The organism is Stenotrophomonas sp. YJH_SMC_8 (assembly GCF_059371315.1).
This window is the reverse complement of the sequence record NZ_JCAFUL010000026.1, coordinates 1-20,642: the sequence shown is the minus strand read 5'-3', so window position 1 is coordinate 20,642 and position 20,642 is coordinate 1. Positions and strand designations below refer to the sequence as shown.

The following is a 20,642-nucleotide window of genomic DNA, read 5'->3' as shown; positions in this document are numbered from 1 at the left end:
ACTGCGGCGTATGCGTCAATGTCTGACGTTCCGGCCTGACTATGGTGCTCCAGCATTCATGTCCTTGAGAGCTCGGCCAATCGCTGCCTCGGCCAACGGCGCCATCACCGCATAGCCCTTCGCCGTGGGATGCACGCCATCCTCGGCCAGCTGCGGATCGAGTCCTCCGGCGGCATTGGCCATCGGCGTGTAGTAGTCCAGATAGACCAGCTGCTGCGCATCGGCATAGCGCTTCAATGCCGTGTTCAATGCACGCACCTTCGGCGCTGGCGCTGTTCCCGGCAGCCACGGGTAATCGCTGACCGGCAGCACCGATGCCAGCACCACGGCGATGCCATGTGCACGCGCCAGGTCCACCATCGCGTGCAGGTTGTCCTCGATCATCGCCTGCGTGGACGGGCCGGTGTTGCCGGCAATGTCGTTGGTGCCGGCCAGGATCACCACCACCTGTGGCTTCAGTGCCAGCACGTCCTGCGGGAAGCGCACCAGCATCTGCGCCGTGGTCTGGCCACTGATGCCACGGTTGAGCCAGCCCTTGCCGGGGAAGAATCCAGCGCTGCCTTCCGCACCCCAGCCTTCGGTGATCGAGTCGCCGAAGAACACCACGCGCGGCTGGCCCGGCACTGCCGCAGGCAGTTGCGCGTTGGCATCACGATAGCGCTGCAGCTCCGGAAAATCGGCCAGGCGCTGCTGCATGAAGCGAACCTCGTCGGGGCGCAACTGGTCGATGGGCGTCTGCAGCAGCGGATTGACTGCGACGGCTTCGGCGGCACCCAGCGGAGAAGCCAACGCGAGGCCCAACGTCACGACGGTTGCAGCGGCAAGCTCAACAGGTCCACGCATGCGGGTACTCCTGAAATCATCTTGCGCAGTCTAACGCCCTGCCCTGTGCTCAGCGTGCAGCCGTACGCGCCGCCACACCGGTCACCTTGGCCGGCATCCACATGCCCGGCGTCCATCCACTGGCAGCCAGGATTGTCTTGGGGTTGTCCTGCTGGATCAGCGCGCGCACCGCGTCACGCTTGTCCTTGGCCTGCAGGTAATAGGCCTTGGCGATGCGGTAGCCCACCCAGTAGCCCAGGTCGTAGGGTTCCTGCGAGCCCGGCTTGTAGTTGTACAGCCACGGCGACAGATCGGTACTGTCCAGGTCCAGCGCGAACGCGCTTTCGATATGCACTTCCCGTCCGCGGGTCCACGCCGCATGGCGTCCATTGCCGACGTTGCCGGAAATCAGTTCGGTGATGAATTCGGCGATGCCTTCGCCCAGCGACACGCGCAGCACTGTCGCACGCGGGTCCCCCGGCTCGAAGTCGGTCAGGCCGGTCTGCTGGATATGCACGTATTCGTGTGCGATCACATGCACGAAGCGGTCCTGCACATTGGCATTCATGAAGTCGGCCGCGCACAACGCCTCCAGGCCGATGATCACTCCGCTCTTAGAGGTCAGCCCCACAGGACGGCCGCGGCCCACCGCGATGGTCACCGGCGGGAACCGGGTCTGCGGGTAGATGGCCTGCAGGTTGGCGAACACCTGTACCAGGCGCTGCTTCACCGCCGGCAGCTCGGCCAGGCAGCTTCGCCCCTGTGCATACAGCTCGGGTTGACTGGCGATGGACTCGGCAATGCGCTCTGCGGTGACCCGGCGCGCCTTGGCCAGCTCCCCCAGACCAGCCGAGCCTTCGGCCATGTATCCACGCAACTGCGCAACACTGGGTTTACCGCCGGCGCTGTCGTAAAGCGCATAGAAACGACTGACATCCTCGGTGAGGATCTGCGGCCCTGCCGGTACCGCTGCGGAGGCCACGCCTACCGCCCCGGCACAGGCCAGGGCCAACAGGCCGCGCAGGATCATGAACATCGCTCCGTCCTTGGTGGAGTGCATGCGAAGCGCGCAATCTATCACTCCGCCCGGCCCACTGCAGCAGGCGGATGCGGGCGCCCCGGCGCTGTGCCAGACTCGCTTCGGCACCTGCCATGGAAGATGGAGCACCGCACGATGATGATCGTTCCCGCGTACTGGGCCGAAGCCCGCCTGCAGGCCCGTTTCCGTGGCCGGCCGGTGGTCGTGCGCCGCTTCGGCTGGTCAGACGAAGGCCCTGCCGAGGCCCAGGGTCACGCCGACCGCCGTGCCAACGAAGCACTCAACGCCATCCTTGCCGGGCAGGCGCTGCCGCGCCGCGAAGTACGCAGCAATTACGGCGTGGAAGGTGTACCGATCCGCGAGCAGATCGTGGAGCGCGACGGCGATGTCATCATCACCCGCAACAGCTACGGTGCGCTGTGCCTGAACACACCGGACGTGCTGTTCGCCGACATCGACCATGCGCAGCCACCGGCAGGTTGCGTGATGCCTGCAATCATCACGGCAGTGCTGCTGTTCGCCGGCGCCATCATCGGCACCCTGCTCTGGCACTGGCTGGTCGGGCTGGTCCTGGGTATGGCAGCCGTGGTGCTGGTCAACACCGCGATGCTGATGCAACGCAAGCGGCGCCTGGCTGCGGCCGGCGGCGCCGAAGGCGTGGCCCTGCAGCGGGTCGCGGCCTTCAGCGAACAGCATCCGGAGTGGCACCTGCGCACCTACCGTACGCCTGCGGGACTGCGCGTGCTGGCGATGCATGCCACGTTCACGCCCGAGGACGAGCAGCTGCAGGCATTCCTCAAGGCACTGGGCACCGACGCCCTGTACGCGCGCATGTGCCGGTTGCAGCACTGCTTCCGTGCGCGACTGACCCCCAAGCCGTGGCGCGTCGGCTTGAGGTACCGCATCCGTCCGCCGGTCGCCGCGTGGTCAGCCGAGCAGGCCAACAACCCGGATCGCCTGGCCTGGATTGCCGAGTACGAAAAGAAGAGTGCTGGCTTTGCCGCGTGCGCCTATCTGCGCAGTTTCGGTGATACCACACGCATCCATGCCAAGGCCGAGCACGTGCGCGAACTGCACGACCGGCTGGCGCACGCGCAGGACCGCCTGCCGCTAGCGTGAGGGAGGCAGACCTTCAGTCAGCGCCCTGCACGAACGGCTGCCCTGCCAGGGTAGTCCCCAGCCGCACCGCGACCTGCTGTCCGCCCTTCTCGAAGGTCGTCGCGCACTGCTTCCCGCCCTTCTGGCACCCCACTTCCGGAAAGCCCTCCAGTGATTCCGGCGCGCCCTCCACCGGCTTCACCTGCCAACCGGCCGCGTCCAGCAGGCGCTTGGCCTTGGCGTAAGGCATGCCGGCGATGATCCCCAGCTGCGCCAGTTCGGCGGGCAGCGGCTGAGCACCCGCGGTTGAGACCAGGAACAACGACAACGTTGCAGCAAGAAGGATGGCTTTCATTGCACCGACCCGGGACGGACTTACAGGTTCAGCCTAGACCATTTGCATGGCATGCGAATGTGCCGGTAACACGTCGTTACCGAGTCTCCACAGTTGATTGCAGAGCACTTGCAGCTGTTTGCAGGCGAACGGGCAGCCGAGCGTGGGCACGGCGCTACAGCAGGATGCAGGAAGGCCACCCGGAGGTGGCCTTCCTGTTCCCTTACTTGGCGTTCTTCACATAGGTGTCGAACCAGTTCAGCATTTCCGATACCAGCTGCTCGTTCGACTCCAGCGCGGTGTACCAGTGCGGCTCGTTCGGCAGCATCACCAGGCGGGTGGTACCGCCGTTGCCGCGGATCGCCTGGTACAGCTTGCGCGACTGGAACGGCTCGGTACCCGGGTTCGCATCGTCTTCGCCATGCACCAGAAGCAGTGGCAGCTTGATCTTGTCGGCGTAGAAGAACGGCGACGCCTTCAGGTACACGTCCTGCGCCTGCCACACCGAGCGGCGTTCGTTCTGGAAGCCGAACGGGGTGAAGGTCTTGTTGTACGAGCCACTGGTTGCCACGCCGGCCTTGAACAGATTGGTGTGCGCGATCAGGTTGGCGGTCATCAGGCCGCCGTGGCTGTGGCCTGTCACGCCGATGCGGTTGCGGTCGACCACGCCCATGTCGACGGCCTTGTCCACTGCGGCCTTGGCGTCGGCTTCCAGCTGCTCCAGGTAGGTGTCATAGGCGTTCTTCGGGTCGCCCACGATCGGGAACGAGGCGTTGTCGATGATCGCGTAACCGGCCAGCAGCATCAGGCGATACGGCTGCAGGCGGGTGAAGGTCTGCTGCGAACCCGATACCTGGCCCGCCTGTGCGGCGTTGGCGAAGTCGGCCGGGTACGCATACAGGATCGCCGGCACGCGCTGGCCTTCCTTGTAGCCCGGCGGCGTGTACAGGGTGAAGGACAGATCCACGCCGTCGGCGCGCTTGTAGGTCACCAGCTGCTTCTTGATCTGGCGCACTTCCGGGGTCGGGTCGACCAGCCGGGTCAGCGCGGTCGCGGTGGAGGCGAACTGCGCCTCGCCGGTCCTGGCGTCGGCCACCGCCTCACCCTGCTGGCGGATGAAGGCGTTCGGCGGATCGATCACCGACTGGTGCCAGGTCAGGTAGCGGCCGGGCGTGTTGCTGAAGCCGAGGAACTGCTCGTAGGCATCGGCGCTGCTGCGGAACAGGCGCTCGCTCTTCAGCGAACCCAGGTCCAGGCGGTCCAGGAACGGGCGGTCGCCCTGCGGCGAGGCGCCACGGCCGCTGAGGAACACGTGGTTGCCATCGCGACGCACCACCTGCGCACCATTGGGCAGGCGGGTGAAGACCAGGTTGCCGGGGTTGCCGTACAGCTCGTCGCTGGACATGTCCCACAGCAGGCGGCCTTCCTTCTTCGGCTGGTCGACATCGACCACGCGGGTCTGCATCCAGTGGCGGTTCTCGTCGTTCTCGAACTGGAACGCCACGGCCGGATCGGCGGTCCACGCGAAGCCTTCAAAACGCTGCGCGGTACGAGTGACTTCGGTCGGCTTGCCGTTGAACGGCGCCTTCAGCATCAGCACGCGATCGCGGTGCGGCACGTTGACCTTCCAGTCACCCTTGTCCAGTGCTTCGGCATAGACCAGGGTGGCCGGATCGGTGGCACGCCAGTCGAAACCACGCGGGCCTTCCGGCACGCCATGCACCGGCACGCGGTCGGCCAGCGGCAGGCTGGCGATCGGCGTGGACTTGCCGCTGGCGATATCCAGCACGGCCACGTCGTTGGCGAAGCGCTGGTAGGTCACCGCATGCGAATACGGTGCCTTGATCGACTCGGTCAGCACATGCACGCCATCGGGCGCGGCGCTGACGTCGTTGAACAACGCAGGCTGCCCTACCGGGCGCACGCTGCCGGCGGCGGTGTCGACCACGGCCAGCTGCGAGGCACCGTAGTAAGCGAACAGCTTCTCGTCATGCACGCTGGTCAGCGTGTCGCGCGCCTCATAGGTGCTGCTTTCGCCACTGCTGCCCAGCGACTCCTGCGCATCCGGGCCGGTCGGCACGCCACCGTCGGACGGCGCCGGGCCCTGGTTGGCCGGCACCAGCTTCACCAGCAGCTTCTGGCTGCCGCCCAGCCACTGCACGGTGTTGCCAAAGATCGGGTTCAGCTGCACGTTCGGGATCTGCTTCACCTGCCCGGTGGCGGCGTCGCCCACCCACAGCTGCACGCTGGTATCGACCGCATTCTGGAACGCGAAATGGCTGCCATCGGCCGACCACAGCGCGCCGGTGGCGCAACCCTGCGGCAGGTTGACCTTGGTCTCCTTGGCGCTGGCGATATCGACCAGGGTGAAGTCGGCCACGCAGGCCGGAATGCCGTAGCCACCCGGGGTGTCATGGCGGCTGCGGTTCTTCGGCTCCAGGCGCACGCCGGCCAGCTTCAGGTACGGCTGCGCGACGCGGCTGATCGACGGATAGGTCTGCGCGGTGGTCAGCAGCAGGCGCTGGCCGCCCGGGGCCACGTTCGGCGCCGGCGGCGGCGGTGCCTTCAGCACCTTGAGCAGGTGTTCCGGCGGCTTCGCGTAGTCGGCAAGGGCCGGGCCAGCGGCCAGCAGGCCGACGGTGGCAACGGCAACGGCGGCCGCCAGAGAGGTTCGACGGATGAGCATCCTTATCCCCTGGGGTGTGATTGGGCGCCCGAGGACGGGCAAGGGCCCGAATCTAGCACCGCAGGGGTTGTCGTGAATGGGCCGGAAGGGCTAGTGGCCGGATGGGGCAAAGTGGAGGACAACCCCGCACACCACCATTTGGCGCTCAACTATCATGAAGCTCCCCATTCGAGGCGATGACATGGGAACTCCCAAAGTCCCCCCCTATCTTCAATACTGCCGAAGCGCCATCAACTCCCTTGTCGCCCAGTACGAAATGAGCAAGGTGATCGGGCACTCTGCCACTGCAGGAACCGTCCGCGAGAGACTGATCCATGACTTTCTCGAATCTCACATCCCTGAAATGACCAGTGCTGTGAGCGGCGTCATCATTGACTCACAGGGAAGGCGGTCATGCCAGCAAGATATCGTTTTAATGCTGAAGTCCATGCCGAGGCTTCGCTTTAACAGCGGTCACGACATGATTTTCCACGAGGGTGTCGTTGCGACGATCGAAGTAAAAACAAACGTCTCCAAGTCCATTCTACTTGAAGTATCCAAGAACATTTCTAGCGTCAAACTCCTGGATCCCACAAGCCTCGGGGGCGTCCAGCTGGGTGAGCTGGACTGGCCTATGCATCGAATTCTGCATTGTATTGTTGGTTACGGTGGATCAAGCCTTCACGATATATACAATGTCCTCAGCGCTTTTCCTGAAGGAGAGAAACCAGACATCTATCTCGACCTTACTAAAGGAGCGGTTATCCGAAATGAGGGAATCTTCTCAAAGAAAGTTCTTGGAACCGACTATCTAATCTATGACGATCCCGGCGAGGCTCTCGCTCGATTCCTGTCAGCACTCACGGTCGTCACATCCTCATATTCAGTTCGAGATGTAAAGTGGGAGAAGTACATTCAACTACCATCCGGGTGACAGCCCTCGCAACACCAAATCCGCGAGAGGATCCGAACGTGGCCCGACAGGCTAGAGACCGGATGGGGCAAAGTGAGCCGCGCCAAGAGCTGCCGCTGGTGGGGAGCACCTGCCGGGCAGGGCCCGGCGCTACTGCTGGGCGTGCAGGTCCCAGGTGGCCAGATAATCCGGGTCGATCACGATCATGCCGCTGTTGCGCATGCGATACTCGCCGGGCTCGGCCGGCTGGTACTGGTCGAGCATCGGCGGCAGGTAGCGCTCATGGCCGTCGTTCTCATCTGCCAGGACCACGCCTTCGTCGGCGCTTATTCGCAGCACGGTGCCGGCATATTGTTCAAGGCCCTGCACCTGACCGTCCCCCCCATAGCGGGTGACCCCGACCAGCACCAGCTTGCCGATCATTTCCTCGACCTTGGCATCATCCAGGGGTGGCAGCATGGGATTGAATTCGTCGCTCATCGGTGCACCTCCAAAGCCTGCAGGAACATCATGGACAAGGCACATTGAAAGCGGGCGTCCAGCGGAGTCGCGGAGCCGACAGAGAACTGCCGAGGCCCGGATACACGATGGACACGTCTGGACAAGTGGCGCGTACGGCGGCCTCCTTGCCGGTGGAAGGCCCTATCGGGCCAGGGTCAACACCACCCGTTGCATTGCATGCAGGGTGAAGCGTGACGGCTGCGCTGTAGCGGCATGACGGCCTCCTGTTGAAGGTCACACGCGTGTGGACGCTCCTTGGAAACCGATGCTGCCACCGCTGAAGGAAGGACGAAGTGAAGACTGCGCGTCAGTTTCCCTTTGCTGCCGACTTCCCTCGCCCCGATTCGGCTTAACCTCTGCTTCATCCGGCTGGCCCTAGGGTCAGCCTTCAATCTGCAAGGAACGCACATGCCCCGGTACGCATTCATACGACCGTGGACGCTCGCACTATCGGTGACCACGCTCAGCGCCTGCGCACATGCCGCCGACCGCACGCCAACTTCTCAAGGAACCGACACCATGGCCCCATCCGTATCCGAGACCACTTCGCCCTCCCCGCTCAATGCCGAGCAACTGTTGTCGCGCCTGCTGGACCTGATCAAGGCAACGACGTCCACGCGCGAACTGACCGTCGAACGCCTGTCCGCCGCAATGCAGGCACCGGCGCAGACCTTCGGCCCCGGCCACTTCGGCTATGGCGGCACGCTGACGCCGGAATGGGGCTATGGCCTGGAAGTGAAGCAGGATGGTGCAGCCGGCACGCGATTGGACCTGAACTTCATCGATACCAGCAGCGACCGCAAGGCCTCGGCTGCGGCGATCTGCCAGGTCGACTTCAACCACTTCGCCTCGGCACTGGATGCCGCCGGCTTCAAGCACGAGACGGTGCGCGGCGAACACGGCCGGGTGATCTACAACCGCTTCGATCGACCGCAGCTGAGCATCAAGGTCGACACGATGCCCGAGAACCCCCACGCCCTCGGCGACGCCACGCATGCCTGCGTGCGTCTTGTCACCGTGCAGTAAGGGGAGCCATCAATGACGACCCTTTCCGCAGAAACGGAACGCCTGCTGGGCGAGTTCGCCGGCAGGACCGACGTCACCAGCGACCAGGTCGACAACCTGCGCAGCGTCATCGCGGGTTCGCCCGTGCTGGCAAAGCAGGTGGACGCAGCCATCGCGGCAGGCTATCTGGAACGCTTCGAACTGTTGCCCGCCACAAGCAATGCGGGTGGCACCTACGAGACCGGCACGAAATCCATCAACCTGCCCGCCAGCAGCCTGTCGACCCCGGCGACGCCGGACAGGTTCGACGCGGCCGAGGTTGCCTTTGTGCTCGGCCACGAGATCCAGCACGGCTTCAACGATGCAGATGTCGAGCGTGCCTATGTGCAGTTCGACGCCGACGTGGAGCAGATCGCAGGCCGTACCACGAGCCATGATTACACCGAGGCGATCGGTACCCTGCTCGCGGCCAACCGCCGCGATGAGGCCTCTTCGAACATCGCAGGCTGGAATGCGCTGGTCAGCCAGGTACGCGCCAGCAACCCGGACGCTACCCTGCGCGACCTGTATGAAGCCAGCACCCGCTCAACAGACGTCATCCAGTCGCGACCCGGCCCGCCGATCACCTATGCACCGCACCCGGACCTGACCCTCAATACGGACCTGACCATCTCCCCCACCGCAGCCAACATCGAGGGGATGGCCAGGCACTATTACGATCAGGGCGTCAGCACCGGCCTGGGCCATCATGGGAATTCGGACTACCAGAATTTCTACGGCGTCCAGGCGATCGAACTGGTCAGCGCATACGAGGCCGCGAATCCAGCGCCCGACGGTGTCAGCCGGATGGAAGTGAACATGAAGAAGCTGGGCCTGGACGAGCGCCTGCTGGAGCAGAACGGGCTCAACCTCGGCGAGGGCTCGCCCCCACGCCAGCCCTACTTCGATACCAGCACCTCGCCGTCGACGCTGCACTACTTCGACCACACCGAGGGCACACACGTCCATGTGCCCATCACCGCACAGCATGCGGTAGCGGGCGCTGGCGTGCAGATGCCGCTCATGGATGGTCGCGACCGCTCCCTGCACGAGCAGATCCGCAGCAAGGTGGCGGAGCTGGATACTGCCAATGGACGCAGTTTCGATGCCTCCAGCGAACGCCTGAGCGCCAGCCTGCTGGTGCTGGCCCGCGAGAACGGGCTGGACCGTGTCGACCACGTGGTACTCAGCCGTCAAACCGATGCATTGGGCGCTGCGCAGAGCGTCTTTGTTGTGAAGGGGCCACTGGACGATCCCGCCTCGCTGCGCGCGTCATCACCCACCGCCGAGGCTGTGCAACGCCCCGTACAGGACAGCCTGGATACGCTTGTCATGGTCAACCAGCGGCAGGCCGACCAGGCCTCGCAGGAACAATCCCGCACGCAGGCGCAGGAACAGCAGCGTGGTGCGCTGTCACACTGATCGCGCGCTTCCCGCATTCTGCAGGTCGCCGCAGCGAGGGCGACCTGCATTTCCCGGCGCCGGGTACCGTCTGGACGCTTCCGTCAGCGCTTCAACAGCGCATGTGGGGCCCAGTCGAAACCGCTGGCATGCAGCGCGAAATAGCGGGTCGGCAGATTCACGGACACTTCCGCCAGCCCCTTGATGAGGGCGTCATCGCCGATGCCATTGGCGGCCGCATCTTCGTCCGTGGTGTGCAGTTGCTCGCCCTCGCCGTAGACCAGCACGTACTCATGCTCGATCTCTCCGGCCCACATACTGCACGAATAGAACATCACCGCCTGCCCGAGCTGGGCGGCCACCGACTGCAGCCAGCGGCGGAATCCATCAGGCGGGTATTGATCTTCCATGCCCCGTTCGGCCAGATAGGCAAGCAGCCTTGCAGACACGTCCAGATCCAGCGCTGCGGCCTGTTCGGAAATCAATTCATTCCAGGAAACGCCGCCCTTCATTCCATAGCCGCCCGGATGGCCTACGCGCCGAAGCACCAACAAGCCATCCGGGCCTGCATCGTGCATCCATTCCCGCCTGTACCAAGCATCATCCGGCACCTGGCGCACGACATGGGCCAGGTGAGCGAGCGGCGAGGCAGCCGTCCAGTCGACGGCGTGCATGGTGGCGGCAGTGAAGATCGAATGTGCGCCCCAGCTCATGCGTGGCCACCATCGTCGATCTGGGAAAGGTTGTTGCGGGTGCGTGGGTCCATACGGGGATCGTACCGGACGACCGGGCCTACGTCCGCCTGCAACGTTCCGGCACTGCCTATCGCCTGGCCACGCTAGAATGCGTCCATGCGCACCGTCCAAGCCCTCCGCTACATCACCCCCTTGCGGGAAGGTGGCTCCCTGCCCGCCGTGGTCGAGACCGACGACGACGGCATGGCCGTGCTCAAGTTCCGTGGCGCCGGCCAGGGCCCGAAGGCGCTGATCGCCGAGCTGATCGCAGGCGAAATGGCGCGCACGCTCGGCCTGCCGATTCCGGAAATCCTGTTCGTCGAACTGGACCGCGAGTTCGCCCGCACCGAGCCGGACCCGGAGATCCAGGAACTGATCCGTGCCAGCGAAGGCCTGAACCTGGGCCTGGACTACCTGCCGGGCGCAATCAACTACGACCCGGCGGCGATGCCGGTGGATGCCGACCTGGCTTCGCGCATCGTCTGGTTCGATGCGTTCACCAGCAATGTCGATCGCACCACGCGCAACCCCAACCTGATGGTGTGGCACCGCAAGCTGTACCTGATCGACCATGGCGCGGCGATGTACTTCCATCACGATTGGGCCAACGCTGGCGATGCCTGCGAGAAACCGTTCGTGCTGATCCGCGACCATGTGCTGCTGTCGTTCGCCAACCACATCGCCGAGGTGGATGCCGAGCTGGCCGCACGCCTGACCGATGCCGAGATCGAGCGGATCGTCGGCCTGGTGCCGGACAGCTGGCTGGTGAACGAGCCCGCGTTCGACAGCCCGCAGGCTTATCGGCAGGGCTACATCGACTATCTCAAGCACCGCCTGAAGGTGCGTGCGGTATTCGTGCAGGAGGCCATCCGTGCCCACGCTGCACACGTATGACTACGCGATCATCCGCGTGGTGCCGCGGGTGGAACGCGAAGAGTTCATCAACGTCGGGGTGATCGTGTCCTGCCCCGGTGCACGGCACCTGGAAGCAGCCATCGAGATCGATCCGGCGCGCCTGCAGGCGTTCGCGCCGGCACTGGACCAGGACGCGCTGCAACCGTGGCTGGATGCGATCGTGGCGATCTGCCGCGGTGACGCCACGGCCGGACCGATCGCGCAGCTGCCCGCGCGCGCGCGGTTCCACTTCCTCACTGCCAAGCGCAGCTCGATCGTGCAGATGTCGAGCACGCACGTGGGCCGCACCGCCGATCCGGCGGGTGTGGTGGAGCATCTGATGACGAAGATGGTGCGGGTACCGGCACCGACTGGGTGATGTCGACTGGGTAGAGTCGACTGGGTGGCGTCGACTGGGTGGCGTCGACTGGGTAGAGTCGACTGGGTGGCGTCGACTGGGTAGAGTCGACTGGGTGGCGTCGACTGGGTGACGTCGGCTGGGTGGCGTCGACTGGATAACGTCGACTGGGTAGAGTCGACTGTTAGTCGACTGCCGTTTGCGGATGGATCGAAGAGCCCGCGCTTCGCACGATAGTCGATCAACAGTCGACTCTACATCCATCGCCCCCCATGCTCACTGCAACGGCAACCGCCGCGCGATGTAATTGACCACGTTGCCGATCGCATCCGGATCAACATTGGCAAGGCCAACGATCACATAACCCTGCGCAGGCATCACCACGATGGCACTGTTCGACCCCGGCGCACCGCCTTCGTGGCCGTACTGGTGTTCCCTGCCCTCGCCCTGCACCACGAGGCCAAAGCCATACCAGCGCTTGTGGTTCTGCGCCGTGATGGCCTGCTGCAGCAGTGCCGGCGAGACCAGCTTTCCGCCGCGCAATGCCTCGGCGAACTTCAGCATGTCGGCGGCCGTGCTGTAGCCGCCACCGGCGGACATGCCGCGCCAGGGTAGCGACTTCGTTTCACGCACCCATTGCCCGTCCTTCTTCGTGTAGGCGACGGCACGCTGTGGCACCTTCACCGTTTCCGGTTCGAAGCCGGTGCCGGTCATGCCAGCCGGTCGCAGGATGTGCTGCTCCACATAGGCATAGTACGACTGCCCTGAAACGGCCTCGATGATGCGCCCAAGCACGATGAAGCCATAGTTCGAGTAGCTGTCCTGGCTGCCGGGCGTGAACTGCGGTGCATCCTTGGCAAAGCGCTGCACGTAGTCATCCAGCGTCTTCAGCGAGGCCGAGTACTGGTCGAAATCATCGCCGAAAAAATCGCCAAGGCCGCTGGTGTGGGTCAATAGCTGGCGGACGGTCACCTCAGCGGCGACGGCCTTGTTCGGGTAGTCCGGCAGGTGCTTGCCGATCGTATCGTCCAGCCCCAGCTTGGCGGCCTGCACCAACTGCAGGATGGCCACTGAGGTGAACATCTTGTTGGACGACGCCAGCCGGAAGCGCGTATCCGCCCGCACCGGAATACCGCTTTCGCGATCTGCCTGCCCGCCCCGCCAATCCAGCAGCACCTGGCCGTTGCGCGCCACCAGCAGCGCTCCCGACAGCGCGTCCTGTGCGCGCAGCGCGTCCAGCTTCGTCCTGGCGTCAGTCATCAGGGCCGGCAACGCAACACGCTCCGGCTTGTATTTGTCCGGCACTTCGGTGCCTTCGATCTGGAACAGCTTCAGGTGTGCTGGATGGTCCGGGTCCATCTCCGCCGTCACCCACATCGCACGCTCGTTCAGCTGGCCCATCACCAGCAGCTTCGCGTGACCAGGCTTGCCCTCGCGCGTTTCCAGCACGCGCAGCGGGCCGGTACTCTCGCGGAACTCGAGATAGTCCTTGGGAGCACTGCCTTTCTTCTTCGCATACTTGTCGGCGAAAGCCTGCAACGCATCGAGGCTGCCTGCGTTGAAGGCAAAAAGCCAGTCATCGATGGCGTTCTGCGCATGCGGATGTGCAGGCTCGGAGGTGGTTGCGCCAATCGCGGGAAAAACCGGCACGGCCGTCAGAAGCGAACAGGCCAGCGCAGCGCACAGCAGCGGACGTCCAACAGCCTTCATCGCAGTTCCTTTGCACGGATCCCTGCACGCATCCTAGAGCAAGCATCCGCCTGCCGCATCCACGCTACGGGCTCTGCCGCGTCACCTCCACGGTGACGTTGAATGCTTCGATGCGGCGCCACTCGCTGCGCTGATGCGGCAGCGATTCCACGCCCATTCCGATCTGGTACCTCACCGTGTCTGCACCTTCGCGCCAGGTGTACGGCGCGCCATTGCTCCAGCCACAGCAGGTGTAACGCAGCATCGGCATTCCGAATGTCGTGTGCAGATACGCTTCGACCTGCTCGGCGCGTGCGCCGGCGACGCGGTAGTGGGCCTCCATGGGCTTGATGTAGGACGCGTCGTCCTGGCTGCAGCCCACGTACTCCAACCCAGCCGGCTTCCGCCCCATTGCCTGCAGGAAATCCTGGCAGGGGGTGTCCGGTCGCGCCAATCCATCGGCACGCCCATTTGCCTCCCATTCGGCCAGCGCCTGCGCAGGGGGCTGCTCCATGATCCCGCTGCTGCCGGACAATGCCGCCAGCAGCAGGAAGCCAACGGTAAGCTCGGGCAGCAGAAGAGACATCACAGGGCGATCCTTCGCAGACGGTCGAGGAAATGCTAACCGATGCCCGCGCTATCGCCGCGCCATGCTCTGCTCGCTGAAGCGCGCCACGCAGAAATCCAGGAAGCTGCGCAGCTTGGGCGTCAGCTGGCGATCACGCGGGTACAGCAGGTTGATCCAGGTCGACACCGGCACGAATGCCGGCAGCACCTCCACCAGTTCGCCGCGCGCGAGTGCGGCGGCCAGCATCTCGTGCGGCTGCAGGATCAGCCCCAGCCCACCCACTGCGGCAGTCAACAACGGCTCGGCCTGGTTCACCATGAAACGGCTGGACACCGGCACGCTCAACACGCTGCCATCGGCATCACGGAAGCTCCAGCGGGTGCGGATGATCGAATGCGCGAAGCCCAGGCACTCGTGCCGGCTCAGGTCACTCGGGTGGGTAATCGGCGGTCGCGACGCCAGGTAGGCCGGCGATGCGCACAGCACCAGCGGATACGGCCCCAACCGCCGTGCCACCAGTCCGCTGTCGGCCAGGTCGCCGGTGCGGAACACCAGGTCGTAGCCGTCTTCGACGATGTTGACCAGGCTGTTGGACAGATTCAGATCGACCTGCACGTCCGGATATTCCTGCATGTAGGCCACCACCGCTGGGCCCAGCGCATGCACGCCGAAGGTGACCGGTGCGCTGATGCGCAGGCGCCCCATCGGCCGTCCGCGCGCCACCTCGGCCAGCTGCTCGGCGCCCTCCACCTCTTCCAGGATCACCCGCGCCCGCGCCAGGAACGCCTGGCCGAAGTCGGTCAGGCTCTGCTTGCGCGTGGTGCGGTTGAGCAGGCGCACGCCCAGGTGCTGCTCCAGCGCCTGGATGTGCTTGCCAACCAGCTGTGGCGACAGGTCCAAGGCGTCGGCGGCGGCAGCGAAGGAGCCGACCTCGGCCACTTTGGCGAAGGTCCGGAGCGGAACGATAAGGTCCATTGCAAACGAATGTTTTCCAATGAAACGCCAGATTACCCCTTATTCTGGATGCAGACCACGCGCATAGTGGCCGCCACGTCCCCGCCGGCCCGAGCGCCGGCCCTTCCCTGGAGCCCCCCCATGAGTCAGGTTGTCCGCATCCACGAATATGGCAACGCCGATGTGCTGCGCATCGACGAGATCGACATTCCCGCCCCTGCCGCCGACGAGGTGCAGATCCGGGTCAAGGCGATCGGCCTGAACCGCGCCGAGGTGATGTTCCGCAACGGCGCGTACCTGCAGGAAGCGCAATTCCCCAGCCGGCTGGGCTACGAAGCGGCCGGCGTGGTCGCGTCGGTGGGCAGCGCGGTCGACGGATTCGCCGTCGGTGATGCGGTCAGCGTGGTGCCGCCGCTGGATATCGCCCGCTGTGGCACCTACGGCGAGCTGGCCAATGTGCCGGCGCGGCTGGTGGTCAAGCATCCGCGGGCGCTGGATTTTGAAACCGCGGCGGCCGTGTGGATGCAGTACGTCACCGCCTGGGGCGCGCTGCTGGAGCAGGCGCATCTGGCTGCCGGGGATTTCGTCATCATTACCGCCGCCAGCAGCAGCGTCGGCCTGGCCGCCATCCAGATCGCCAATGCCGTGGGCGCCACGCCGATCGCGGTCACCCGCGGCCCGGGCAAGCGCCAGGCCCTGCTCGATGCCGGCGCCGCCCATGTCATCGCCACCCAGGAACAGGATCTGGTCGCCGAAGTGGCCCGCATTACCGGCGGCGCCGGTGCCCGCGTGGTGTTCGATCCGATCGGCGGCCCGCAGTTCAACGCGCTGACCGAAGCGATGGCGCGCGGTGGCATCCTGCTCGAATACGGCGCACTGAGCAGCGAGCCGACCCCGTTCCCGTTGTTCAACGTGCTGGGCAAGTCGCTGACGCTGAAGGGTTACCTGTACTCGGAAATCGTCTCCGACGATGCCGCGCTGGCGCGTGCCAAGGCCTTCATCGTCGACGGGCTGGACAAGGGCGTGCTGATGCCGATGATCGCAAAGGTGTTCCCGTTCGCGCAGATCCAGGACGCGCATCGTTATCTGGAATCAAACGAGCAGATCGGCAAGGTAGTGGTGACCGTGTAACCCGTCAGCAGACCGGCGAGGTAGAGTCGACTGTCAGTCGACTATCGCGCGAAGCGCGGGCTTTCCAGCGCGGGCGAGAAGAGCAGTCGACTAACATTCGACTCTACCCAGTCGGTTCGGCCCAGTCGGCTGTAGAAGCACGCAGTCGCGTGGAATCGCGCGAACCCGTCAGTAGACCGGCGAGGTAGAGTCGACTGCCAGTCGACTATCGCGCGAAGCGCGGGCTTTCCAGCGCGGGCGAGAAGAGCAGTCGACTCTACCCAGCCGGTTCGCCCCGGTCGGCCGTAGAAGCACGCAGTCGCTTGGAATCGCGCGAACCCGTCGGTAAACCGACGAGGGAGAGTCGACTGTCAGTCGACTATCGCGCGAAGCGCGGGCTTTTCAGCGCGGGCGAGAAGTGCAGTCGACTGCAGAAGCACGCAGTCGTCTGGAATCGAGCGAACCCGCCAGTAAACCGACGAGGTAGAGTCGACTGTCAGTCGACTATCGCGCGAAGCGCGGGCTTTCCAGCGTGGGCGAGAAGAGCAGTCGACTGACAGTCGACTCTACCCAGCCGGTTCGCCCCGGTCGGCCGTAGAAGCACGCAGTCGCTTGGAATCGCGCGAACCCGTCGGTAAACCGACGAGGGAGAGTCGACTGTCAGTCGACTATCGCGCGAAGCGCGGGCTTTCCAGCGTGGGCGAGAAGAGCAGTCGACTAACAGTCGACTCTACCCAGTCGGTTCGGCCCGGTCGGCCGTAGAAGCAAGCAGTCGCGTGGAATCGCGCGAACCCGTCAGTAGACCGACGAGGTAGAGTTGGCCGTATCAGAATTCATCCTCGTGGACCGGCTCCAGCTCGCTCAGCGGCCAGCGACACCACCCGTACGGATGGTCACCGACCTGCGCGGCAAGACCCGATCGAACGGGATTTGCCAGAATGTAGCCGGCGTGCCGCTGCAGGGACGCGTCACTGCGGATCGCATGATCGTGATAACCCGCCTGCCATATTGCACCCTGGCTCCCTCGCCGCCGGTTGATCAGAAAACTGCTGCGCGCCTTGAAGCGCTGCACGCAGTAGCCCAGCGAATGGCCACGTAGTTGAGCCAGCCAGTGGATATGATCCGGCATGATCACCCAGGCAAGCGACGCAGTCAGGCCTTCCCGGTCCATCGATTCGAGGAGCTGCATGGCAAGGTCGGCATTGGCAGGGCAATCGAAGACGCGATGGCGGTTCCGGCACACCATGGTGATGGTGTAGACGTTGCCGACGATGGATCGCCGGCCGGCAAGCAGTTGAGGGCTGGGCATGAGTTCGAGAATGCTCGCCAGGATGGATTCCCGACATCGGTTCACTACCAATGTCAGGATCAGAGATCATCTCGATACAGCGTCCGGGGACGTGGAGTCGCACGGGTAGCGTCGACTGCTGGTCGACTGTCGCGCGAAGCGCGGGCTTTCCAGCGCAATCGCGAAGAGCAGTCGACTAACAGTCGACTCTACCCAGTCGGCTCAACCCAGTCGGCTCTACTCTTCAGGCTCTACCTGGGCAGCGCAAACGCCATCACGTAATCACCCTTCGGGGTTTCCATGAAATGATGGCCGCCGGCCATGATCACCACGTACTGGCGGCCGCCCTGTTCGTACACCATGGGGTTGGTCTGCCCGCCCGCCGGCAGCTTGGCGTGCCACAGCTCCTTGCCGGTTTTCAGATCAATCGCGCGTAGCAGATCATCGGTGGCGGCGGCGATGAAGATCAGACCGCTGGCAGTCACCACCGAACCGCCATTGTTTGGTGTGCCGATCTCGATCGGCAGGCCTGAGCGGATGCCGAACGGTCCGTTGCCGCGTGCGCTGCCAAACGGACGATCCCACAGCAGCTTGCCGGTGCGCAGATCGATGGCGCGGATGCCGCCGTAGGGCGGTTGCTTGCACAGCAGGCCGGTGAACGGCAGCCGCCAGCCGGCATTGACCTGGATGCCATACGGCGTGCCCACCTGCGGATCACCTGCACCCTCGCCACCGCCCTTGTCGGCGCGGATCTTCTCGCGCGGCAGCCAGCCCAGCCGGTCGGCCTCGGCACGCGGCACCAGGCGGTTGTAGTTGGGCATGTCGTTGTAGTTGGCCACGATCACGCCACGGCGCGTATCGATGGACACGCTGCCCCAGTCCGATCCGCCGTTGTAACCCGGGTACTCGATGGAGTGGCGGTCACTGCTCGGCGGCGTGTAGAAGCCTTCGTAGTAGGCCTTGCGGAACTGGATGCGGCAGACAAGCTGGTCGATCGGAGTCAGTCCCCACATGTCGCGCTCGGTCAGGTCATGCTCGCGGCGCAGCGTGTGGTACAGCGAGAACAACTGCGTAGGTGAGCGCTGCTCGGGCTCGACACCGCCCACAGGCACCTTGCGCTCTTCGGCCGCACTCAGCAGCTGGCCATTGCGGCGGTCGAGAATGTACAGGTCGCCCTGCTTGGTCGGCAGCAGGATCGCCGGTACCTTGCCCGCCGCGGTCGGGTAGTCGATCAGGCTGGCCTGTGAACCCAGGTCGTAATCCCACACATCCTTGCGCACGGCCTGGAAGTGCCAGGCCGGTTTGCCGGTGGCCACGTCGATCGCCACCAGCGACGTCGAATAGCGGTTCTGGTTTTCCGTGCGCGAGCCGCTCCAGTAATCGCCGGCGGAATTGCCCAGCGGCAGGTAGACCAGGCCCAGCGCTTCATCGCCGGTGGCTGTGGTCCACATGTTCGGCGTGCCACGCGTGTAGGTCTGTTCGCGCGGAGGCAGCCCACTGCGCTCGGGCTGGTCCATGTCCCAGGCCCAACGCAGCTTGCCGGTGACCGCGTCGTAAGCCTGGATCACCCCCGACGGCGCATCGCGGCGCTGGCCATCCAGCACCTGGTGGCCGGTGACGATCACACCGCGCACGATCGCCGGCGGCGAGGTGATCGACACATAGCCCGGCGGCACCTCGCCCATGCCCAGGGTGATGTCGACCTGACCGTTGTTGCCGAAGTTGGCGCAGGGGCGTCCGCTGTCCGCATCCACCGCGATGATGCGACCATCCAGCGTGCCTTCGATGATGCGCGCCCAACAGGCCGGCCGGCTGCCCGGCGCGGCGCTGCGGGTGACCGTGGGCGGCGGCTCGGGCAGCGCCAGGTCGGCAGCGACATCGGCCAGCACTGCATCAGCCACGGTCGGCGTGCTCGATTGCTCGTGGTAGCTCACGCCCCGGCAGGCTGCTGTATAGGGAATCGAAGCGTCCTTCACCTTCGGATCAAACCGCCACAGCTCCCTGCCGCTGCCGGCTTCCAGTGCGATCAAGCGGTTGCGCGCGGTGCACAGGTACAGCCGGTCGCCGATCTTCAGCGGCGTGGTTTCCGCGCCCCAGCGCTTCTTCGGCAGGTCGCCGGTGCGGAACTGCCAGGCCAGCTGCAGGCTGGCAACGTTGGCCGGCGTGATCTGCTGCAGGGGGGAATAGCGGGTGGCGGCATTGCTGCGGCCCCACGCAGGCCAGTCACCGTCGGCAGGCTGGTCGGCGGGCTGCAGACCGGTGGTATCACGCGTGGGTTCCAGTCCGGCGCTAGCCGCGCCTTCCGGGAACGGCTGGTGCCCGTCCACTTCGCCATGCGGCGCAAAGGCGAGGCCGAACGCGGCGACGAACACCAGCATCAGCAGGCCAGCCACGCTGCGCGAGAGGCGTTTGGACACCGGTTCACGCAGGGTCGGTGCCAACAGCGCCATCACGATGCCGAGGGCCGTAACCAGACCCAGGCGCGGCACCCAACGCCAGTAGTCGCTGCCCGATTCCCACCAGGTCCACAGCAGCGTGCCGATGAACACCAGCGCGTACAGCAGCGCGCCACTGCGGCGGTTGCCGAACAGCAGGATGCCGCTGGCCAGCAGGCCGAATCCTGCGATGGCGTAGTACGCCGAACCCCCAAGGCTGAGCAGCCATGCGCCGAGGCCGCCGATGACCAGGCCGAGCACGACCAGCAGCAGCGACAGCACGGTCACCAGCGGATGGCGCGGGGTGCGGACGGCGACAGGAGCGGACTGCGGCGTGGCGGACATCGTCGATCTCCGGGGGCAGCATGCGCCCTTATCCCACCGCACATGTGAAGCGCGCGCGTATTTTCTGGGTGGACCTGACGGGGTGATCTTCGGCTTGGGGATCTTCGACTGGGTGATCGTCGACTGGGTGATCTTCGACTGGGTGATCTTCGACTGGGTGATCTTCGACTGGGTGATCTTCGACTGGGTGATCGTCGACTGGGTGATCGTCGACTGGGTGATCGTCGACTGGGTGATCGTCGACTGGGTGATCGTCGACTGGGTGATCTTCGACTGGGTAGAGTCGGCTGGGTAGAGTCGACTGTTAGTTGTGTAAACCCACCACGTTGTTCAGCGGGATTCTGGAAATAGGCGGTTGGCTGCCGATCCCCATGTGGGGTCGGTGCCAGTTGTAGTGATGCAGCCATTCAGGCAGCACGGCGTCGCGCTGCTCTGACGAAGCGTACTCGC

General features: G+C 64.8%; 20 protein-coding genes. 8 read left to right on the top strand and 12 right to left on the bottom strand.

Going from position 1 to position 20,642, the window contains the following annotated elements:
• Nucleotides 1–39: 39 nt before the first annotated feature.
• Both AC5P88_RS19895 and AC5P88_RS19890 read right to left on the bottom strand, forming a co-directional pair.
• On the bottom strand, nucleotides 40–843 hold the full coding sequence (locus AC5P88_RS19895; RefSeq protein ID WP_495225854.1) for an SGNH/GDSL hydrolase family protein: 804 nt from the start codon (nucleotides 841–843) through the stop codon (nucleotides 40–42).
• A 49-nt stretch (nucleotides 844–892) separates the two neighbouring features.
• Nucleotides 893–1,858: a DUF2268 domain-containing putative Zn-dependent protease gene (locus AC5P88_RS19890; RefSeq protein WP_495225853.1), complete on the bottom strand. Its 966-nt coding sequence runs from the start codon at nucleotides 1,856–1,858 to the stop codon at nucleotides 893–895.
• A 138-nt stretch (nucleotides 1,859–1,996) separates the two neighbouring features.
• On the opposite strand from AC5P88_RS19890, the gene AC5P88_RS19885 reads away from it, so the two are divergent.
• Entirely contained in the window at nucleotides 1,997–2,980 is a 984-nt protein-coding gene (locus AC5P88_RS19885; protein WP_495225852.1) for a hypothetical protein, read from the top strand.
• Nucleotides 2,981–2,993: 13 nt separating this feature from the next.
• On the opposite strand, the gene AC5P88_RS19880 is transcribed toward AC5P88_RS19885, so the two are convergent.
• Nucleotides 2,994–3,314 (bottom strand): hypothetical protein, encoded by a 321-nt coding sequence (locus AC5P88_RS19880; RefSeq protein ID WP_106549037.1) that lies wholly within the window; start codon nucleotides 3,312–3,314, stop codon nucleotides 2,994–2,996.
• Nucleotides 3,315–3,516: 202 nt separating this feature from the next.
• Nucleotides 3,517–5,979 (bottom strand): S9 family peptidase, encoded by a 2,463-nt coding sequence (locus tag AC5P88_RS19875; RefSeq protein WP_478446171.1) that lies wholly within the window; start codon nucleotides 5,977–5,979, stop codon nucleotides 3,517–3,519.
• Between the two features lie 154 nt (nucleotides 5,980–6,133).
• On the opposite strand from AC5P88_RS19875, the gene AC5P88_RS19870 reads away from it, so the two are divergent.
• Entirely contained in the window at nucleotides 6,134–6,892 is a 759-nt protein-coding gene (locus AC5P88_RS19870) for a DUF6602 domain-containing protein (RefSeq protein WP_495225851.1), read from the top strand.
• A 129-nt stretch (nucleotides 6,893–7,021) separates the two neighbouring features.
• On the opposite strand, the gene AC5P88_RS19865 is transcribed toward AC5P88_RS19870, so the two are convergent.
• Nucleotides 7,022–7,351, bottom strand: coding sequence for a hypothetical protein (locus AC5P88_RS19865; protein WP_142806309.1), 330 nt, complete (start codon nucleotides 7,349–7,351; stop codon nucleotides 7,022–7,024).
• Between the two features lie 540 nt (nucleotides 7,352–7,891).
• Here AC5P88_RS19865 and AC5P88_RS19860 point away from each other — a divergent pair.
• Both AC5P88_RS19860 and AC5P88_RS19855 read left to right on the top strand, forming a co-directional pair.
• Nucleotides 7,892–8,398, top strand: a complete 507-nt coding sequence (locus AC5P88_RS19860; RefSeq protein WP_495225850.1) for a hypothetical protein — start codon at nucleotides 7,892–7,894, stop codon at nucleotides 8,396–8,398.
• Nucleotides 8,399–8,410: 12 nt separating this feature from the next.
• Nucleotides 8,411–9,838, top strand: a complete 1,428-nt coding sequence (locus AC5P88_RS19855; protein WP_495225849.1) for an XVIPCD domain-containing protein — start codon at nucleotides 8,411–8,413, stop codon at nucleotides 9,836–9,838.
• 83 nt (nucleotides 9,839–9,921) lie between these two features.
• Here AC5P88_RS19855 and AC5P88_RS19850 read toward each other — a convergent pair whose 3' ends face one another.
• Entirely contained in the window at nucleotides 9,922–10,530 is a 609-nt protein-coding gene (locus tag AC5P88_RS19850; RefSeq protein WP_495225848.1) for a hypothetical protein, read from the bottom strand.
• A gap of 138 nt (nucleotides 10,531–10,668) precedes the next feature.
• Between AC5P88_RS19850 and AC5P88_RS19845 the strand changes: the two genes are divergently transcribed.
• Both AC5P88_RS19845 and AC5P88_RS19840 read left to right on the top strand, forming a co-directional pair.
• Nucleotides 10,669–11,445 carry a HipA family kinase gene (locus tag AC5P88_RS19845; RefSeq protein ID WP_106549031.1) on the top strand — a complete coding sequence of 259 codons (777 nt, stop codon included), beginning with the start codon at nucleotides 10,669–10,671 and terminating at the stop codon, nucleotides 11,443–11,445.
• Nucleotides 11,423–11,824 (top strand): DUF3037 domain-containing protein, encoded by a 402-nt coding sequence (locus AC5P88_RS19840; protein ID WP_106549030.1) that lies wholly within the window; start codon nucleotides 11,423–11,425, stop codon nucleotides 11,822–11,824. The genes AC5P88_RS19845 and AC5P88_RS19840 overlap by 23 nt, the downstream gene beginning before the upstream one ends.
• A 255-nt stretch (nucleotides 11,825–12,079) precedes the next feature.
• Here the strand turns inward: AC5P88_RS19840 and AC5P88_RS19835 are convergent, their stop codons facing one another.
• The 3 genes from AC5P88_RS19835 to AC5P88_RS19825 form a co-directional block, all read right to left on the bottom strand.
• A complete protein-coding gene (locus tag AC5P88_RS19835; protein ID WP_106549029.1) occupies nucleotides 12,080–13,513 on the bottom strand; it encodes a serine hydrolase domain-containing protein in 1,434 nt (477 codons plus the stop codon).
• Nucleotides 13,514–13,577: 64 nt separating this feature from the next.
• A complete protein-coding gene (locus AC5P88_RS19830) occupies nucleotides 13,578–14,078 on the bottom strand; it encodes a DUF4952 domain-containing protein (RefSeq protein ID WP_495225847.1) in 501 nt (166 codons plus the stop codon).
• Between the two features lie 51 nt (nucleotides 14,079–14,129).
• Complete coding sequence (locus tag AC5P88_RS19825; RefSeq protein ID WP_111113377.1) at nucleotides 14,130–15,035, bottom strand: LysR family transcriptional regulator; 906 nt, start codon at nucleotides 15,033–15,035, stop codon at nucleotides 14,130–14,132.
• 120 nt (nucleotides 15,036–15,155) lie between these two features.
• Here AC5P88_RS19825 and AC5P88_RS19820 point away from each other — a divergent pair, with 120 nt between their 5' ends.
• A complete protein-coding gene (locus tag AC5P88_RS19820; RefSeq protein WP_495225846.1) occupies nucleotides 15,156–16,145 on the top strand; it encodes a zinc-dependent alcohol dehydrogenase family protein in 990 nt (329 codons plus the stop codon).
• 805 nt (nucleotides 16,146–16,950) lie between these two features.
• On the opposite strand, the gene AC5P88_RS19815 is transcribed toward AC5P88_RS19820, so the two are convergent.
• Together AC5P88_RS19815 and AC5P88_RS19810 are read right to left on the bottom strand one after the other, a co-directional pair.
• Nucleotides 16,951–17,433, bottom strand: coding sequence for an REP-associated tyrosine transposase (locus AC5P88_RS19815; protein ID WP_495225845.1), 483 nt, complete (start codon nucleotides 17,431–17,433; stop codon nucleotides 16,951–16,953).
• A 230-nt stretch (nucleotides 17,434–17,663) separates the two neighbouring features.
• Complete coding sequence (locus AC5P88_RS19810; protein ID WP_495225844.1) at nucleotides 17,664–20,192, bottom strand: membrane-bound PQQ-dependent dehydrogenase, glucose/quinate/shikimate family; 2,529 nt, start codon at nucleotides 20,190–20,192, stop codon at nucleotides 17,664–17,666.
• A gap of 82 nt (nucleotides 20,193–20,274) precedes the next feature.
• Here AC5P88_RS19810 and AC5P88_RS19805 point away from each other — a divergent pair, with 82 nt between their 5' ends.
• Nucleotides 20,275–20,487 carry a hypothetical protein gene (locus AC5P88_RS19805; RefSeq protein ID WP_495225843.1) on the top strand — a complete coding sequence of 71 codons (213 nt, stop codon included), beginning with the start codon at nucleotides 20,275–20,277 and terminating at the stop codon, nucleotides 20,485–20,487.
• A gap of 9 nt (nucleotides 20,488–20,496) precedes the next feature.
• Here the strand turns inward: AC5P88_RS19805 and AC5P88_RS19800 are convergent.
• The coding region (locus tag AC5P88_RS19800) for an integrase core domain-containing protein (protein ID WP_495225869.1) at nucleotides 20,497–20,642 on the bottom strand (146 nt) is incomplete at its 5' end.

Coding starts and splice junctions, on each gene's coding strand:
- AC5P88_RS19895 (WP_495225854.1), bottom strand. CDS start 843: ATGCGTGGACCTGTTGAGCTTGCCGCTGCAACCGTCGTGACGTTGGGC.
- AC5P88_RS19890 (WP_495225853.1), bottom strand. CDS start 1,858: ATGTTCATGATCCTGCGCGGCCTGTTGGCCCTGGCCTGTGCCGGGGCG.
- AC5P88_RS19885 (WP_495225852.1), top strand. CDS start 1,997: ATGATGATCGTTCCCGCGTACTGGGCCGAAGCCCGCCTGCAGGCCCGT.
- AC5P88_RS19880 (WP_106549037.1), bottom strand. CDS start 3,314: ATGAAAGCCATCCTTCTTGCTGCAACGTTGTCGTTGTTCCTGGTCTCA.
- AC5P88_RS19875 (WP_478446171.1), bottom strand. CDS start 5,979: ATGCTCATCCGTCGAACCTCTCTGGCGGCCGCCGTTGCCGTTGCCACC.
- AC5P88_RS19870 (WP_495225851.1), top strand. CDS start 6,134: ATGAAGCTCCCCATTCGAGGCGATGACATGGGAACTCCCAAAGTCCCC.
- AC5P88_RS19865 (WP_142806309.1), bottom strand. CDS start 7,351: ATGAGCGACGAATTCAATCCCATGCTGCCACCCCTGGATGATGCCAAG.
- AC5P88_RS19860 (WP_495225850.1), top strand. CDS start 7,892: ATGGCCCCATCCGTATCCGAGACCACTTCGCCCTCCCCGCTCAATGCC.
- AC5P88_RS19855 (WP_495225849.1), top strand. CDS start 8,411: ATGACGACCCTTTCCGCAGAAACGGAACGCCTGCTGGGCGAGTTCGCC.
- AC5P88_RS19850 (WP_495225848.1), bottom strand. CDS start 10,530: ATGAGCTGGGGCGCACATTCGATCTTCACTGCCGCCACCATGCACGCC.
- AC5P88_RS19845 (WP_106549031.1), top strand. CDS start 10,669: ATGCGCACCGTCCAAGCCCTCCGCTACATCACCCCCTTGCGGGAAGGT.
- AC5P88_RS19835 (WP_106549029.1), bottom strand. CDS start 13,513: ATGAAGGCTGTTGGACGTCCGCTGCTGTGCGCTGCGCTGGCCTGTTCG.
- AC5P88_RS19830 (WP_495225847.1), bottom strand. CDS start 14,078: ATGTCTCTTCTGCTGCCCGAGCTTACCGTTGGCTTCCTGCTGCTGGCG.
- AC5P88_RS19825 (WP_111113377.1), bottom strand. CDS start 15,035: ATGGACCTTATCGTTCCGCTCCGGACCTTCGCCAAAGTGGCCGAGGTC.
- AC5P88_RS19820 (WP_495225846.1), top strand. CDS start 15,156: ATGAGTCAGGTTGTCCGCATCCACGAATATGGCAACGCCGATGTGCTG.
- AC5P88_RS19815 (WP_495225845.1), bottom strand. CDS start 17,433: ATGCCCAGCCCTCAACTGCTTGCCGGCCGGCGATCCATCGTCGGCAAC.
- AC5P88_RS19810 (WP_495225844.1), bottom strand. CDS start 20,192: ATGTCCGCCACGCCGCAGTCCGCTCCTGTCGCCGTCCGCACCCCGCGC.